16 protein-coding genes and 1 pseudogene are annotated in these 17,275 nt (G+C 36.6%); 15 read left to right on the top strand and 2 right to left on the bottom strand.

Annotation, left to right across the window (positions count from 1 at the left end; all coding sequences use genetic code 11):
* Nucleotides 1–52 precede the first annotated feature (52 nt).
* The gene (locus OF897_RS21115; RefSeq protein WP_267267649.1) at nucleotides 53–511 is read right to left on the bottom strand and encodes a PA2169 family four-helix-bundle protein; all 459 of its coding nucleotides are present in this window, start codon (nucleotides 509–511) and stop codon (nucleotides 53–55) included.
* Nucleotides 512–701: 190 nt separating this feature from the next.
* Here OF897_RS21115 and OF897_RS21110 point away from each other — a divergent pair, with 190 nt between their 5' ends.
* The 8 genes from OF897_RS21110 to OF897_RS21075 all read left to right on the top strand — a co-directional run bounded on the left by OF897_RS21110 (nucleotide 702) and on the right by OF897_RS21075 (nucleotide 8,926).
* On the top strand, nucleotides 702–977 hold the full coding sequence (locus OF897_RS21110; RefSeq protein WP_267267648.1) for a hypothetical protein: 276 nt from the start codon (nucleotides 702–704) through the stop codon (nucleotides 975–977).
* A 38-nt stretch (nucleotides 978–1,015) separates the two neighbouring features.
* A complete protein-coding gene (locus tag OF897_RS21105; protein WP_267267647.1) occupies nucleotides 1,016–1,813 on the top strand; it encodes an SDR family NAD(P)-dependent oxidoreductase in 798 nt (265 codons plus the stop codon).
* 1 nt (nucleotide 1,814) lies between these two features.
* Entirely contained in the window at nucleotides 1,815–2,471 is a 657-nt protein-coding gene (locus OF897_RS21100) for a DUF6766 family protein (RefSeq protein ID WP_267267646.1), read from the top strand.
* Between the two features lie 69 nt (nucleotides 2,472–2,540).
* A complete protein-coding gene (locus OF897_RS21095; RefSeq protein WP_267267645.1) occupies nucleotides 2,541–4,682 on the top strand; it encodes a catalase in 2,142 nt (713 codons plus the stop codon).
* Nucleotides 4,683–4,724: 42 nt separating this feature from the next.
* A complete protein-coding gene (locus OF897_RS21090) occupies nucleotides 4,725–5,891 on the top strand; it encodes a zinc-dependent alcohol dehydrogenase (RefSeq protein ID WP_267267644.1) in 1,167 nt (388 codons plus the stop codon).
* A 578-nt stretch (nucleotides 5,892–6,469) separates the two neighbouring features.
* Nucleotides 6,470–7,624 carry an acyl-CoA dehydrogenase family protein gene (locus OF897_RS21085; protein WP_267267643.1) on the top strand — a complete coding sequence of 385 codons (1,155 nt, stop codon included), beginning with the start codon at nucleotides 6,470–6,472 and terminating at the stop codon, nucleotides 7,622–7,624.
* Nucleotides 7,617–8,342 (top strand): PIG-L deacetylase family protein, encoded by a 726-nt coding sequence (locus OF897_RS21080; protein ID WP_267267642.1) that lies wholly within the window; start codon nucleotides 7,617–7,619, stop codon nucleotides 8,340–8,342. The genes OF897_RS21085 and OF897_RS21080 overlap by 8 nt, the downstream gene beginning before the upstream one ends.
* Complete coding sequence (locus OF897_RS21075; RefSeq protein WP_267267641.1) at nucleotides 8,342–8,926, top strand: class I SAM-dependent DNA methyltransferase; 585 nt, start codon at nucleotides 8,342–8,344, stop codon at nucleotides 8,924–8,926. The genes OF897_RS21080 and OF897_RS21075 overlap by 1 nt, the downstream gene beginning before the upstream one ends.
* On the opposite strand, the gene OF897_RS21070 is transcribed toward OF897_RS21075, so the two are convergent.
* Entirely contained in the window at nucleotides 8,896–10,086 is a 1,191-nt protein-coding gene (locus OF897_RS21070) for a glycosyltransferase (protein ID WP_267267640.1), read from the bottom strand. The genes OF897_RS21075 and OF897_RS21070 overlap by 31 nt on opposite strands.
* A gap of 408 nt (nucleotides 10,087–10,494) precedes the next feature.
* Between OF897_RS21070 and OF897_RS21065 the strand changes: the two genes are divergently transcribed.
* The 7 genes and pseudogenes from OF897_RS21065 to OF897_RS21035 all read left to right on the top strand — a co-directional run.
* Nucleotides 10,495–10,881, top strand: a complete 387-nt coding sequence (locus OF897_RS21065; RefSeq protein ID WP_267267639.1) for a hypothetical protein — start codon at nucleotides 10,495–10,497, stop codon at nucleotides 10,879–10,881.
* 958 nt (nucleotides 10,882–11,839) lie between these two features.
* Complete coding sequence (locus OF897_RS21060; protein WP_267267638.1) at nucleotides 11,840–12,379, top strand: phage tail protein; 540 nt, start codon at nucleotides 11,840–11,842, stop codon at nucleotides 12,377–12,379.
* 54 nt (nucleotides 12,380–12,433) lie between these two features.
* A complete protein-coding gene (locus OF897_RS21055) occupies nucleotides 12,434–12,973 on the top strand; it encodes a phage tail protein (RefSeq protein WP_267267637.1) in 540 nt (179 codons plus the stop codon).
* Between the two features lie 34 nt (nucleotides 12,974–13,007).
* Entirely contained in the window at nucleotides 13,008–13,550 is a 543-nt protein-coding gene (locus OF897_RS21050; protein WP_267267636.1) for a phage tail protein, read from the top strand.
* Nucleotides 13,551–13,607: 57 nt separating this feature from the next.
* Complete coding sequence (locus OF897_RS21045) at nucleotides 13,608–14,729, top strand: ABC transporter substrate-binding protein (RefSeq protein ID WP_267267635.1); 1,122 nt, start codon at nucleotides 13,608–13,610, stop codon at nucleotides 14,727–14,729.
* Nucleotides 14,714–15,664, top strand: a complete 951-nt coding sequence (locus OF897_RS21040) for a formyltransferase family protein (RefSeq protein WP_267267634.1) — start codon at nucleotides 14,714–14,716, stop codon at nucleotides 15,662–15,664. The genes OF897_RS21045 and OF897_RS21040 overlap by 16 nt, the downstream gene beginning before the upstream one ends.
* An 18-nt stretch (nucleotides 15,665–15,682) precedes the next feature.
* Nucleotides 15,683–17,275: pseudogene (locus OF897_RS21035) on the top strand (hypothetical protein); the annotation flags it as partial.

Below are 17,275 nucleotides of genomic sequence, written 5' to 3'. Positions count from 1 at the left end.
TGTTATATATTTTGATTTGTTATATATTTTTTTTAAATAAATAAGTTGCTTATTAATTGTTTTTATATTCTTCGATTTTTTTAAACTGCTCGTGTGATATTTTCAAACTATGAAGTTGTTCTGTTAACACATCAGAGCTTTTTTGGCAAAGATCACCGCTATTTAAAGCATTTTCATAAGCTTCCATTGCTGCTTTTTCCCAAAAAACAACATTAGATAAGGTTGATTCTTCGATGTTGCCAATTGTAAAGGAATTTTTAATGTCGATCCAGGTTCTGTGTAATGATCCTGCAACGGATGTAGAATCGTGTGGGTTTCCGCCTTTTTCGTTAATGAGATTAATGAGTTCGTTTTTCATCATTTTAGATTGCGAGATCATTCGGTCGTACTCTGCTTTGGTGTCAGGATATTTTTCCCAGACTTTGCCTTCTACTTTTCCAAATCCTTCAATTCGATCATTGGTAATCTGCAACAGATCGTTGAGAACAGATACTGTTTTTTTATTTTCCATAATAATTTTTTGTAGTGTGTAGGATGAAGTCACAAGAATTATGCCTCTAAAAGATTTATAAACAAACATATTTTATTCTTTGTGACGGATTATAAATTTAAAACTGTTTTAGTTTTACTGCTATGACCTAAGTCATACTATACGTTCGGATACAGTGATAACTTTGAAATAAACCATCAAAGAAATAAATATGAAATTAATTATCACTACAGCAATCGTTTTGATTTTTACCACGATCAGTTGCAAAAAAGATGTATCTAAGGAGACTTCAAATGATGCAGATTCTGTATCTGCTCAGCAAAAAAGCACTATGCCGACTAATAATTCTTCCGGATTGACAACTGATAGTTTAAGTACTGCATCGCAGAATGCTTCCACTCAAAATGCTCCCTCGCAAGACGCTTCGTCTACAGGTTCATCTGAAAAAAAACAAGAGAATTCAGCTGGAACAGTAAAAGATAAATAGAAGCAATACTGAATTATTACTAATAAAATTTAAGCATTATGAGTAAGAATAACGAATACGCTTTGGTTACAGGGGCAACCAGCGGAATAGGATTTGAGTTGGCAAAACTCTTAGCGAATGACGGATATAATTTGGTGATTGTGGGTCGTAATCAGGAAACCCTTAATAAAACTGCAGAAGAATTAAAATCGTACGGGGTCAAAATATCAATTTTTAATAAAAACTTATTTTATCAGGATGATGTGTATTCTTTATATGCCGAATTGAAAGTGAACAACATCAGTCCTTCAATTCTCATCAATGATGCAGGGCAGGGATTTTATGGGAAATTTCAGCAGACTGATCTGAACCGTGAGATAGATATTATTAACCTGAATATAACATCAGTCGTTATTTTAACTAAGCTATTTTTAAAAGACAGAGCCGGTAAAGGTTTGGGAAAAGTCTTGAATTTAGCTTCAATTGCAAGCACCGCACCCGGACCTTGGCATTCTGTATATCACGGCACAAAAGCTTTTATTTTATCATGGTCTGAAGCAATACGCGAAGAATTGAAAGATTCGGGGATCACTATTACCGCATTACTTCCCGGACCTACCTCAACAGATTTTTTCAATAAGGCTTTGATGAATGATAGTAATATCATGGAAGATTGGGAAAACTTTTCTTCTGCAGAAGAGGTAGCTAAAGATGGCTATAAAGCCATGATGAATGGAGATGATAAAATTATCTCAGGATTAAAAAATAAACTGACAGTCGCTATGAGCAACCTGAGCACCGAAAGTATGGCAGCCCACAGAATGGGTGAAATGCAAAAACCATCTCAAGAAGATTAAAATGAAAAAGCATTCCTTTTTTTATCGAAACGGGTTAAGCATTGCTTTGTTAACAATGATGCTGGTTTGTTGGGCGGGTCAATTCTTTACTGGATGGAGTACGCTCAATTCGGAATTGACAGAAAACGGGAAACCTACTGTAAACTTAATCAGCTACGTCTCAAGCGGTCATTTTATTCAGGCTACATTTGAAAATTGGGAAAGCGAATTTCTACAAATGATGCTGTACATATTGCTCACGGTGTCACTTCGCCAAAAAGGATCGAGTGAATCTAAACCATTAGAAGGAAAGGATGAGGTCGATCGTTATCCTATGCCTCATGAAAATGCACCATGGCCTGTAAAGAGGGGAGGTTTTATTTTAAAGGTTTATAAAAACTCATTGTCTATTGCGTTTTTTATTCTGTTTGTTCTCAGTTTCGTTCTTCATTTTTACGGAAGCCTTAAAGAATTTAACAGCGAACAGCTAATGAAAGACAAACCACTAGTATCATGGGAAACTTACCTACAGAATTCTAGATTTTGGTTTGAATCTTTGCAGAATTGGCAAAGCGAGTTTTTGGCAGTTTTCTCCATCGTTATTTTATCGATATGGCTCAGACAGAAAGGCTCACCAGAATCAAAACCGGTAGATATGCCACATAATGAAAATCCCTAATCAATATTGTGTACAATATCAATACACAATCAAAACAAAATATAGTACAAACCACTTATTAAAATTATTATGAAAAATGAACATTTAAACGAAAAAGTTGATCAGCTTAAGAATGCCACTACAGACAATTCAGAGGAAATGCTGACCACTAATCAAGGTTTAAAAATCAATAACAATCAGGATTCTTTAAAATCCGGCGAGCGTGGCCCGTCTTTACTTGAAGATTTTATCCTGAGAGAAAAAATAACCCATTTTGACCATGAAAGAATTCCTGAAAGAGTCGTTCATGCAAGAGGGTCTGGGGCGCATGGTGTTTTTAAATTAAATAAAAGCCTTTCAGAATACACAAAGGCAAAATTTTTAAATAACGTTGACGAAGAAACTCCTGTTTTCGTTAGATTTTCTACCGTAGGAGGAAGCAGAGGCAGTACAGATCTGGCTCGTGATGTAAGAGGTTTTGCTGTGAAATTTTATACTCAGGAAGGTATTTATGATTTAGTAGCCAACAATATTCCTGTGTTTTTTATTCAGGATGCAATTAAATTTCCGGATCTTGTACACGCTGTGAAACCTGAACCTGATAATGAAATTCCGCAGGCTTCTTCAGCACACAATACGTTTTGGGATTTTATTTCGTTGATGCCCGAAAGCACTCACATGATTATGTGGTTGATGAGCGATCGTGCGATTCCTAGAAGCTATCGTATGATGGAAGGATTTGGGGTTCACTCTTTTAAATTTGTCAATGAAGAAGGGAAAGTTCATTTTGTGAAATTTCACTTTAAACCAAGATTGGGAGTGCATTCGGTTGCATGGCCGGAAGCTCAGAAAATTTCAGGAAACGATCCTGATTTCCACAGACGTGATCTTTGGGAAGCTATCGAAAACGGTGCTTTCCCGGAATGGGATTTCGGAGTACAGTTAATTCCCGAAGAAAACGAGCATGACTTTGATTTTGATCTTTTGGATCCTACAAAATTGGTCCCTGAAGAGGTCGTTCCGGTTAAGTTGGTTGGTACTTTAACGTTAAACAGAAACCCGGATAACTTCTTTGCAGAGACTGAGCAGGTAGCATTTCATCCAGGTCATATTGTTCCGGGAATTGATTTCAGTAATGATCCGCTTTTACAAGGTAGATTATTCTCTTATACAGATACACAGCTTACAAGATTGGGATCACCAAATTTCCACGAAATTCCGATTAACAGATCAATTACTACGGTTCATAATAATCAGCGTGATGGTCACATGCGTCAGCAGATCCCTACAGGAAAAGTGAGTTATGAACCCAATACGATGGGAGGTGGATGTCCTTTTCAGGCAATGATGAAAGACGGAGGTTTTGCCTCACAGGAAGAGCGAGTAGAAGGTCACAAAGTAAGAGCAAGAAGTGAAAGTTTTGTAGACCATTATTCACAGGCAAAACTTTTTTTTAACAGCCAGTCAACATTTGAAAAAACACATATACAGAATGCATTGGTTTTTGAGTTGTCTAAAGTTACCATTCAGTCAATCAGAGAAAGAATGGTTGGTCAGCTTGCTTTTGTTGATAAAGATTTGGCTAATGAAGTGGCATCAAGATTGGGGGTTGAGGTAAAAGTTCTAAATCAGCCTAATCAGAGTATTCCTGCAGATGCAGATACGTCAAGTCTTCAGAGTAAAGAAATTGAACCAAAAACGAAGGTTTCAAAAGCATTGAGCATGGCAGATACAGTGAAGGATACCATCGAAAGCCGTGTGATAGGTTTCATGATGACTGATGGTTTTGACGCTGTTTCTACCTATCGTTTAATCGAAAAATTGGAAGGTCAGGGCGCGGTTGTACAGTATATCGCAGATTCAGTTGCGGCTGTCAAATCAGCAGACGGACAAGCCTATATTCCGGATCATGCTCTTTCTACAACATCAAGTGTTTGTTTTGATGCATTGTACATCTGTGGGGGAGCAAAATCTGCGGAGGGTTTTGCCAGACCAGGAAATAAAAATATGACCGTTGATTTCGTTAATGAGGCATTCCGTCATTGTAAAGCGATTTATTTCGGTCCTGAAACCGACACCCTAAAAAATCTTACCGATGTAGCATTGGTTAAGCATAATGATCCGGGAGTAATTTCTTCTGAAGATTCAGATGCTGATGATTTATTTGTAGATGCCATTGCCAATCACAGAGTCTGGGAATTCGAAAAAGAAAGAAACGGAATAGAAGCATAAGCTTTTAGAAATTTAAATTTAACCAAATCAAAGAATAAAAATATGAAAGCAGCAGTTTTTCACGCCCCGGGTAAGATTACGTGTGATATCGTCGATGATCCGATTATCAAAGATCCTAATGATATTATTTTAAAAGTAACCTCAACAGCAATTTGCGGAAGCGATTTGCACATGTACAGCGGTGGAATTCCACAGGCTCGTCCGATGGTGATGGGACATGAGTTTATGGGAATCATTGAGGAAGTGGGTGCTAATATTACCCATCTTAAAGTGGGAGATCGTGTTGTGGTTCCTTTCCCGATTGCCTGTGGTGGATGTTATTTTTGTCAGCATGATCTTCCTTCGGGTTGCGAACACTCTAATACCCAAAATTATGGTCCGGAGGGTGGAATTTTAACTGAAAAAGGTGGCGGAATGTTTGGCTACACAGATTTGTATGGCGGTTACGATGGCGGACAGGCACAGTATGTTCGTGTACCGTATGCCAACTTTGGACCCAGAAAAGTTTCAGATTCAATGACTGACGAGCAGGTTTTGTTTTTAACAGATATATTCCCAACAGGTTATACAGGTGTTATGTGGGCAGATCTAAAAGGGGGAGAAACAGTAGCAATATTTGGAGCCGGTCCTGTTGGATCTATGTCAGCGAAAAGTGCCATTTTACACAATGCCAAAAAAATAATCGTTATTGATACTCAGCAATACCGATTAGACCAGATTTCAAAACTCACAGGTTGTGAAACTATACTTTGGGAAGATGCGGAAAAAACCGTAGAACAGATTCGTGATATGACCGATGGTCGTGGTGCAGATGTTTGTATCGATGCTGTAGGATTTGAACCGGACAGAGACCTGATTGACAGAGCCAAAGCGGTAATCAATTTTGAAAAAGGTTCGGTAAAAGTATTAGAAGCTTGCATGAGCGGAGCCAAAAGAGGTGGTTTTGTTTCTATATTAGGAGTGTATCCGATGAATTATGATAATTTCAAAGTAGGGCAATTATTTGATAAAGGACTGACAATCAAAGCAGGTCAGGCTCCTGTTCATCCGATCATTGATAAACTTCTGAATTATGTGGAAACAGGACAGGTTAAACTAGATGATATTATTACCCATCGTTTAGCTTTGGATGAAGTAGCTAAAGGATATGAAATATTCCATAAAAAAGAAGACGGCTGTGTAAAAGTGGTTTTAGATCCTTGGAAATAATAATTAAAATAAGACGATTAGATTTTAATAAGTGTTATTAATTATTTTGATTGCAGACCTCTCGTGAGAGAGGTCTTATTTATAAAAAACAGCTTGATAATTCTATTTTTAAAACGTTACGATAGATTAAAAACGATTGGTATTATTATGTGACTTAAATCATAGCAGGTCGAAATGTTTTGTAATAGCTTTGAGATACATCTAAAATTTAGACCTTATCTATAGAAGAAACAAATTTTTACGAATAAACTTCAACGAATAGTTTCATTATGATACGTTCAGGGAGTAATCTCCAATTAAGTATTTATGGCTGAAATGAATTTCCAAATACCTCAAACGTTAGACTTTGGGATATTCTCCGTACTGTATTTGGTGAAGGAGGAATATTTGGTAGAAGTAAATTGGAATGGGAAGACTTTGTCAATTTGATGATTAAAGTCACTTGAAATTTAACTGCATTAAAATATAAATAAGGAATAAATAAATCAAACGTAATTTGATTTTATGTTTAAAATTAAATAATAACATTTATAGCTAAAGATTTGAAAAAAAAACACGCCAAAATAAGCAAATCAACATTGTCAGAATTAGTTTTTGCTTCACAGCTTATAACTGCAGCATCGGTTTCAGAAACTGCAGAAACAGATTCTGTACAATCTTTTCCTGAAAAAACTTTGGCTAAATTAAAAACTTCAAAACTTTTAACGGCAAGTATTCCGGAAGAGTATGGAGGTCAGAATCTGGGATTAACACCCGGTACAAATTTAGCCTTACTAACTATTTTAAAAAATATTGGTAAAGGAAACTTGGTTATGGGAAGAGTTTTAGAAGGTCATATCAATGCCCAGATTTTAATCAATCAATTCGGAAATGAAAAGCAAAAAAAACTTTTCGCATCAGATGCATTTGACGGTAAACTTTTTGGAGTCTGGAACACGCAGGCTTCTGATGGAACTTTTCTTTCAAAAGTAGGAAAAGGGATTTATTATTTAAATGGGTCAAAAACTTTTGCGACAGGTACTGACTATGTTAGCCGACCTATCGTGACCGCCGCAAAAAAGGATGGATCTTGGCAAATGTGTGTAGTTCCGCTTGATGAGGCAAATCTAAAAAGTGATTCAAGCTGGTGGAATCCAATGGGAATGAAATCGAGCAGGAGTTTTAAACTTACCTTTCTTAAAACGCCTGTTTTAAAAATTAATTTATTGGGATCAGCAGGAGAATATTACCAACAGCCTGGCTTTAGCGGTGGCGCAGTTAGATTTGCGGCAGTACAGTTAGGCGGAGCGGAACAGCTTTTAGATGAAACGAAAAAATATCTGGTAAGTTTAAATAGAACTCAAGATCCTTTTCAGAAAATGCGTTTAGGTCAAATGGCGATCGCAGTAGAATCTGGAAATCAATGGTTAAACGGTGCCGCTCTGAGAATGGATCATTACATGAAAAAAACAACAAAAAGCAGAGGCGAAAACCTGATCATTTTTGCGAATATGATGCGAACTGCAATCGAACAAATCTGCATTGAGGTTATGAATCTTTGTCAAAAATGTGTCGGTGCTCGCGGACTAAATAAACCTTATCATTTTGAAAGAATCATTCGTGATCTTAGCACGTATCTTAGGCAACCGGCACCTGATGCAGTGTTGGGCGATGTTGGTGGATATGTACTAAATTCCGAAAATTCTGCAAGTGAAATTTGGAACCTGAATTTTAATAAAGAAAAAAATGAATAAAATAAATTTTGAAAATATCCCGTTGGCGCCAGAACAATGTGTCACAGGTTTTGGAACAACCGTGATTGTTGCTCCTCATGCAGATGATGAGAGTTTGGGTTGTGGAGGCGTCATCTCACTTCTGCGTAAATATAATCATACCGTTTATATTGTATTACTCAGCGACGGAACATTATCTCACCCGAATAGCAAAGAATATCCTGCCGAAAAACTGAGAGATTTACGCGAACAAGAATTAATAGATGCTGCCAGAATTCTGGGCGTAAGAGAAGAAAATATTATTTTTTGCAGATATCCGGATAGAAATGTGCCCTCAGTCGGCGATAATCTATTTGGCGAAGCAGTAAACATTATATCTAAAATGATTAATGTTATTAAGCCGCAGAGTATATTTGTGCCTTGGCGAAGAGATCCGCATCCTGATCACCAATCTGCTTTTCAATTGATTAATACTTGTGAAACTTCCATTGCAAAAATTTATGAATACCCGATTTGGCTTCAAGAATTAGGCGAAACAGAGGATTCGCCCACTCAGGAAGAATCAATGCCTTTTCGACTCAATATAAGCAGCGTGCTAAATAAAAAGCAGCAAGCAATCTCACAACATCGTTCTCAAATTACCAATTTGATAAGTGATGATCCTGAAGGATTTCAGCTTTCTCAGGAAATGCTTGATCAATTTAATGTGCCTTACGAAACATTTTTTATCTCAAAATAATGAACAAAAAACAATCTTTAAATTCTGACTACTTCAAAGAGGTCTATGATGCAAACGAAGATCCGTGGAACTTTGAAACTAGCGAATATGAGGCGGCAAAATATGCAACAACCATCGCAGCTCTGCCGAAAGATCATTATGAGAACGTTTTAGAAATCGGATGTTCTATCGGTGTTCTCACTCAGCTATTGGCGCAAAAAAGCACTCATCTTTTAGCTACAGATATTTCACAAAAAGCTTTGGATCTTGCTGCTAAACGCTGCATAGATTTGAAAAATGTGTCTTTTAAACTGCTCAATTTTCAAAACGAATTTCCGGATGACCTGTACGACTTAGTTATGATTTCAGAAGTAGCGTATTATCTATCGCCAACTGACTGGAAATCAGCTGTATTAAGTTTGTTTGACAGGTTAAAATCTAATGGGAATATTGTTTTGGTACATTGGCTGCCTGAAGTTCACGATTATCCACAGACTGGCGATGAGGTACATCAAAGTTTTGAAAAACTAATGCAGGAAAAAATGACCAATGTTTTAAGCAACAGAGCAGAAAATTACAGAATTGATGTCTGGGAAAAATTGTGACCAGAATATTCCTGAATCTTCATTTGTAATTCTTTAATTGCAGTGTCAATAGGGGAGCTTTCAGGACTTTTATCTTTATAAATTGAATGTTGAAGTGTTAGTAATTTTTCATACCACTCCCCAAAATAGATGCTGTCTTGAAAATTATTATACAATTCTTCGTCCACCGCAATCTCCGGAATTTTTTTGTTAATGATTTCAATAAAATCAAATTCGGTAATTTCATTCTTTATTTTCCACAAATCATTGAGGCTTCTTTTTTGAGTAAGCCTTTTTGTGATGGAAGCGCAAGATTCGACGAAATAGTGATCAGCATTTTTTCCTAAATTTTTCCAGACATTTAATTGATAAGAAAGTCCGATTTGAGTCCGCCCGACACATCTCGCAGAAGTATGAACTTTTACATCATAGCTGTGACGAATTTTGATATCTAAAGCTTGTAATCTTTCAAAAAAAGCACAATCCTCCAAATGTTCGACATGGGGAACACCTCCCGATCTTGCATAAGATTCAGAAGTTATAGCAAAACTGCCGTTAAAATGCTGATGATGTCTTGGGAAAGGATCAAAAGCTTGATTGATGATTTTACCTTCCAGTTCAGCAACTAAGAGGTGGTATCTTTCGTCTTTTAAATGTAGTAAACGGGTAAACTGATCCAAGCTTTCCATTTCATCTGCATACAGTAAGATTCTACCTCCCACGACTTCTGCTCCGTTACATATTTCACGATACGTCTGAGAGATCCAGTCTGGTGCTACTGTGGTATCACCATCTGTTGTCATAATGAGACCTCCGCCATTTTTATTTAATCTTGTGTAGGCACATTCCATTAATTTTCTACGGACATATCCAATATTTGCCTGCTTTGCGGACAATATTACTTCTTGTAAATAAATATTGAGATTCGGATAATCATTTTGAAATTGTTTTATAAGAGCTACAGACTTATCGGAACAATTATTTGCCAGAATCAAAATTTCAAATTGATCAAAGTCCAAAGGATTACCCAAAATATCGACTTGTAAAGTGAAAGCAGTAAGTGTTTTAGAAATATAATCTTCTTCATCCTTCACAGGAATAACGATGCTGAATTTTACATTAGGTAAAATTGAAAATCTTGAGAAGAAGGAATCTGTAAAATGTTCAGGAGGATTTTTCATTTACTGTTTTTTTTAATACTATGAGCATTAACATTTACATCATGGTAACGCAATTTTTTTCAATAAATTTCAGGATTGATCGTATTCAGATATTTGCAATTCTGATACCAATGACTTTCGTTAAAGGGTTATTGCAGCAGTTTTTATCTAAAAATTGATTATTGAAAAAATATGGTGGATAGAAGTTGTAAAATCTAGGAATAAAAGACAAAACATCTAATTCTAACTCCTATTTTTTCATTATTTTTATAAAATATAACAGATGTAAGGAGTGAAAATACTTCAATTATCAGTTTCTTATTCACAACTTAAGATTCTAAAACTTGCAAAATTTTCTATTTAAAAGCTCAAATTACACTGTCAATAAATGTAAAAATTATGATTAATATAAAGGTCAAACGCGAAAAAATGAATGCCGTATTCATGAAACATCATTTAAGAGGTTTGCCTTTTGATGCGGTTATTCATCATTTCAGTGAAAAAGATCAGAATGAACATATCCATGATCACCCATTCAGTTTCACGACACACATTCTAAAAGGAAGTTATGTTGAAAGGATTTATGAAATTCATGAAGACGGAACGTATAATTCCTCAATACATCATCGGGTTGAAGGAACTTCACATTTTGTTCCGGCAAATACAATACATGAAATTATTGAGCTTCCCGAAGGCGAATGCTTTACGCTAATCAGACCCAATGAAAAAGAAAAGGAAACATGTTTCTATAAGTTCGAAGATGGAAAAATTTTTAGAAGACAGTGGAACCAAAGAAAATTTAGAGAAATTAACTAAGACGATATGGGTTTAAATGATAATTAATAAAATGGCACCAACTGTCTTTAGTTGGCGCCATTTTTTGCATATCTCAGCTGAAGAAATATCACAACATTTGTCGGTAGATTTAGAAAGAATTTTGGAAATTTAGGTTGATTTGTTCATCCAAATTTCAATATGAAATTTCTTTAAATTTAAAATTGAAACTCTATCCGAGGTCGTCATTCTTGGTGACAGTAGACCTTTAGGGTCCTTTTGAAATAAATATCAAGCGCTGATGAGGAATGTGAAGTAGTGGTATTAATATTCACTTGTGCATCTAGCAAGTGGTAATTCAAATAATTAGGATAATAAGTTTTGTTTTCATAATAAAGTATAAGTGATTATTCTATTTTATTACTTTCACAGATGATTTTAAAAGTACTGATTGCCATATGATATAAATTAATTTATGATAGTACGATCAAAGAGGTGAAAATACTAAAATTCAGTAAAAATACGGAGTTGTAAATCTATTATTATTTCTATTTTTGACAAAAGTTGTTTAACATAATAACATAATGAATAAAATCATTATATGGAGAATTTGATTTGAATCATCTGTTAAATTTTCAAATAATGTTGATTTATATGTTGTTATAATTGCAATAATAGTATATTTGTGATAATAATTAAATAATAATATTTTATTTAATTATTATCACAAAAACCAAACTAAAACCAAATTAATATGAATCCATTCTTAAAAAAATCCCCTTTTTTATTCTTCGATTATTAATTGATAAAATTAAGATCAGTATTATCTACACGATAATTTAGTTTCATATAGAACAATATGTGAGATCAACACTTTGTATGTTATATTTCCCTCGATTAATTTCGAGTGGTGGCATATGTTCGTGATCTTTTGAAAATTAAAAGTCTAATATTTTACTAAACATAAAAATTTAACATTTTCACTTAAAAAACAATAACTATGGAAGGAACAATAGGAGAAATCCGCCTTTTTGCCGCAAACTTTGCACCTAGAGATTGGTCGTATTGTAATGGTGCATTAATCGCAATCAGAGCAAACACCGCTTTATTCTCTATTTTGGGAACCACTTATGGAGGAGATGGAAAAGTCACTTTCGGCTTGCCTAATCTTTCAGGAAGATCTGCGGTGGGAGCAGGACAGGGACCTGGATTATCTTACTATGATTTAGGGGAGATGACCGGAACAAATACTACAACACTTACGATTTCGAATCTTCCGCCACATACTCATACAGCGGGAGGGAATATTGTGATTCCGGCATATTCGGAAGAGGGAGATTCTGCAACTCCTACAAATAATGTTTTGGCTTCAAAGGGATCTATGTATACATCTCAGGCAAGTGATTCTAGTACCAAAGCAACTCCTTTGAATATTCAAGTGGGAGTTACCGGCGGAAGCATACCAATTAATATTACTCAGCCTTCTCTAGGAATGAATTATATTATTTGCATGTATGGAGTTTTCCCATCTAGAAGTTAATCTTAAGTCATTTTAATCTTTTTAAAACTAAATAATAATTAAAACTAAAATACTATGGAAGGTTATATAGGAGAAATTCGATTGTTTGCGGGAAATTTCGCTCCAAGAGGATGGTTTTTCTGCGATGGAACAGAATACAGTATAGCAAATTACTCTACACTTTTTTCAATCTTAGGAACTACTTATGGTGGTAATGGGCAAACTACATTTGGTGTACCAGATTTACGTGGTCGTGTTGCTGTAGGAACAGGACAGGGAGCTGGTTTACAAAACATTACATTGGGTCAAGTAGGAGGTACAGAAAATGTAACAATGGACACTTCACAAATGCCGATGCACACTCATAACGCAATAGCTACTATTGCATTTCCTGCTTTTTCAGAAGGAGGAGAAACGGGTTCGCCTTCGGGAACTATTTTGGGAGGGCTTCAAGGTGCATATTCTACTCTGCCTGCAGATACAAATATTGCTCCGGCTACGGCTTCTGGGGCTTTATCTGCTGTAGGTAGCGGTATTCCTTTTGAAATTTTACAACCTGTTTTGGCAGCCAATTACATTATCTGCTGTGAGGGAATTTATCCAAGCAGACCATAATTAAGTAAATTTTAATTCTAAAAAACTAATCATCATGGATGGAACAATATCAGAAATAAGAATGTTCGCAGGAAATTTTGCTCCAAAATCTTGGGCTTTTTGTCAGGGACAATTATTAGCAATCAATACAAATCAGGCACTTTTTGCACTTTTAGGAACAATGTACGGAGGAAATGGAGTGACAACATTTGCATTGCCAAATTTTGCAGGCAGAACTGCTATGGGAACAGGAACTGGAGTAGGAATTGATAGCTGGACACTTGGAGAAGTAACTGGTACGCCAACGGTGACTTTACTTACTTCCAATCTGCCTATGCACAATCATGCTTCTGGTACAGAAACGGCTTCAATTAAAACATTTTCTGAAGGAGGTGATACAGGCTCTCCTTCAAATGCCACACTTGCATCATTACCAGGTTTATATTCAAGCCAGCCAGCAGATACAGCATTAAGACCAATTACAACGGCATTTAGCTTAAGCGTTGCAGGAGGAAGTCAGCCTATTGGTATTCAACAACCGTTTTTAGGAATGAATTACATCATTTGCTTATACGGAATTTTCCCTTCAAGATCATAATTAATAATAAAAAAGCCTCTAATAGTTTGTTCGATTAGAGGCTTTATCGAAAAAAAAATGAAAATAGCTTTACTTTTACCACGATCTGTTATTTATCCTTCAATGTCTTTTGATATGATGGATGGCTTTAAGCAAGCGTTGAAAAATATCGGCTTGGAAGGTCATCACGAAATTGTATCGGCGGGAATAGGCGTTGCAGCAAAGCATGAAGAAATTTATGAACGTTGTGAGCAATTCCTTTTAGAAGGTGCGGATATTATTATTGGATACATCAATCCTATTTCGGCGGAGTTTATTCACTCACTTTTCGAATCTTCAGGCAAAACGTTAATTGTTTTAGACAGTGGATATCATTTTCCTGCTTTTCAGGGAAGGCTTTCCAATGCGTATTTTATATCTCTTCAGGGAGGTCTGTGTACAAGAGTTATCACTCATAAAGCAATTGAAGAAGGGCATAAGAATTTTGCGTTTACGTGTTCTTTTTACGATGCGGGCTATCGTCCGTCTTACATCTATCCGGCTGCCGTTGAAGAGAAAGGAGGTGCAATAGGTTTTAATCATGTTACCTCTTTGCGTCGTGAAGATTTTACTTTAGCCCCACTTACAGAATATCTTGAACAGCAAAAAGAAACTGCGGTTTTAGCAACGTTTTGTGGCGATATGGCAGACGATTTTTTCAGAGCTGGGAATGATCTTGTAAGTAATCATTCGGTGTATGGAACAGGTTTTACATCTGATGAAGCCTGGCTTTCGAAAATGCCATATCCGGGAAGTGACTGGAGTTCTGCTGTAGCTTGGTCTAAAACTTTGAAAACACCAGAAAATGAAACTTTTGTAAATATAATGAATGGTATTAAAGATGGTAAAGCCAACCTTTTCTCTTTATTGGGATGGGAAGCTGCTCTTTTTATTGCATTTGAAAACGAAAATTTCGATGGCATTACAATCAACTCGCCACGCGGAAAGGTTTACATGAATCCTGAAAATAGATTCACAGAAGCTTCGGTTTATTATGCAACCGTTTCAAAAGATGAAACGACGGGAAGCTGCCTTCTGAAAGACGTTGAGGTCGCCTCGGTTACAGAATCGGAACGTGAAAGTTTAAATATTAATATTAAACACATTCAAAGTATTGAAGCTAATTCTTGGCTCAATGCTTATGCATGTTTAGAATCATAATGACAGCATCCAAAATAGCAGTTTTATGCAACAATCGCATGGCGATTCCGGCTTTGCAGGCTTTAGCTTCGCAAGGTCGACTTTGTGCTTTAGGAGTACCGGAAGCAAATACAGATGTCATCGATTTTTGTTTACTGCTTTCAAAACAATCCGGAATACCATTATTAATAATTAAAAAAGAAAATCTTTCTGCCCAATTAGAAGAATTGATCACTAAAACAAATGCTCAATTTATTTTCACCATGACGTTTCCATGGAAGATACCTGCAGCAGTTTTAAATAAACATCAAGATAAATTCTACAATTTTCACTACGGATTATTGCCTGAAATGAGAGGTGCAGATCCTGTTTTTGAATCGATCAGAAGTGGTGCAAAAGAAACTGGGATTACTGTGCATGCCATTGAAAATAAAATTGATAAAGGGGCAATTATTCTAAAAAAGATCTTACCTCTTTCAATAAAAATGACACATGGTGTGCTTTGTACGAACTTATCATGGTTGGGAGCAAACTTGCTTAATGAGCTTTTGATCTTATTAAAAAATAATTCTAAAGGGACACAGCAAGATGAAGGAAACGCTAAATATTTTGCAAAACCTGTAGCAGCAGATGTTTGCATTTCTTGGCAAAGATATGATGCTAAAACCATCGAAGCTTTATCCAGAGCTTGCAACCCGTGGAACAAAGGAGCATACACACAATGGAATGGCTGGAATATAAGAGTAGTGGAAGCTACAGTAATTAATGAAGCTTCACATCGGTCTGATCTTCCTGGAACCATTCTTACATTGGATGAAGACAATGGGCTTATTGTAAAATGTAATAATGAAACTCAACTTCGATTAGATATCATCTATACAGATGAAGGATTTATGAGTGGCCATAAACTGTTTGCTTTTGGCATGAAAAAAGGCAGCCGGTTTGTAAATCTTTAACCTAAATATGAATTAAATATGAAAAATTTTTATTCAAAAATCAAAACATTGACACAGACGTTCCTTATTGCAGGAGCGTCATTGTTAAGTTCTGCGGTCAATGCACAAACGACCCTCGCAGCAGGAGATATAGCTTTCGTAAGCTATGACTCTTCTCCTTTAACAGGAGTGGGAGATAAGTTTTCTTTTGTTCTGCTTACAAATATTTCGGCTGGAACAACTATTAGCTTTACAGATAGGGGATATCAAGGCTCTGGAGCATGGCAACCTGCCGGAGGATCAGAATCTGCCATTACTTGGGTAAGTGGTACCGCAATTCCTATGGGAACAGAAGTACATATAGTAGGACTTGTAGCCTCCACTTATAACCCGGTAACCAGCACATCAACTACAAATGGTACTGTTACACTTACTGATGGTTCGTCCACCAATGGTCTTTCATTAGCCAATACTGGGGATCAGATTATTGCATTTCAGGGAGGTAACGGAGTTATTACAGGAAGCGGAGCTTACTGTATTGCAGGAATTAACTACCTGTATTATCCAGGAGGAGGAACTACAACTGCAGGATGGAATGTTGGAGTTCCAGCAGGTCCCAATTCTTCGTTAATGCCTCCCGGGCTTGTTGGAGGAACGAGTGCATTTTATACAGGGGCGCAATCAGGAAATATTGTTGCTCAATCAGGAAAGTTTAACTGTACTGGAACACCAGCTACTACAGCGGCTTCAGTACGTTCGTCCGTTATGACTATGGGGAACTGGTCGCTTTTAGCTTCTGCAGGTACAACAGCATATTCAGGGTGTCAATTTATTGGTGGTAACCCCGTAATCACAGGAAACCCACCAAATAGAACAATCTGTTCTGGCGGAAATACAACGTTTTCTATTACTGCAACAGGTGCCACTTCTTATCAATGGTACCAAAATACAGGTAGTGGTTTTATTGCTTTAGCCAATGGAGCACCGTTTTCGGGAGTTACAACAAGTACTTTAACAATAACAGGAGCAACAGGGACAATGAGCGGATATCAATATCGTTGTGTTGCAACTAATTCTTCAGGTTCGGCAACTTCAAATAGCGCAACATTAACGGTTTCATCTATTTCTGCAACAACAGCTAAAACAAATGTATCATGTAATGGAGGTAATAATGGTACTGCCACTGTTACTGCATCTGGAGGAATTGCCCCTTACACTTACTCATGGTCACCGAGCGGTGGAACCGCAGCAACAGCAACAGGATTAAGTGTAGGAGTTTATACAGTAACAGTTACCGATAATCTTGGATGTTCTACTACTGCAACTGCTACGATAACTCAGCCTACAGCAGTTTCAGGAACAACAGTGGTTACAAACATTGCATGTAACGGAGGTTCAACAGGAGCCATTAATTTAACTCCAACGGGAGGAACATCGCCTTATACTTTCAACTGGGGAGGCGGAATCACTACAGAAGACCGCACAGGATTAGCAGCAGGAACTTACACGGTAACCATTACTGATGCCAACGGATGTACGGGAACAGTAAGTGCTACTGTAACTCAGCCAACAGCAATGAGTGCAACAACTTCTCAAACGAATATTTCATGTAACGGAGGAACAAATGGAACA

This window comes from Chryseobacterium formosum (assembly GCF_026460885.1).
GTDB lineage: Bacteria > Bacteroidota > Bacteroidia > Flavobacteriales > Weeksellaceae > Chryseobacterium > Chryseobacterium formosus.
This window is presented reverse-complemented; position numbering and strand designations above follow the sequence as displayed.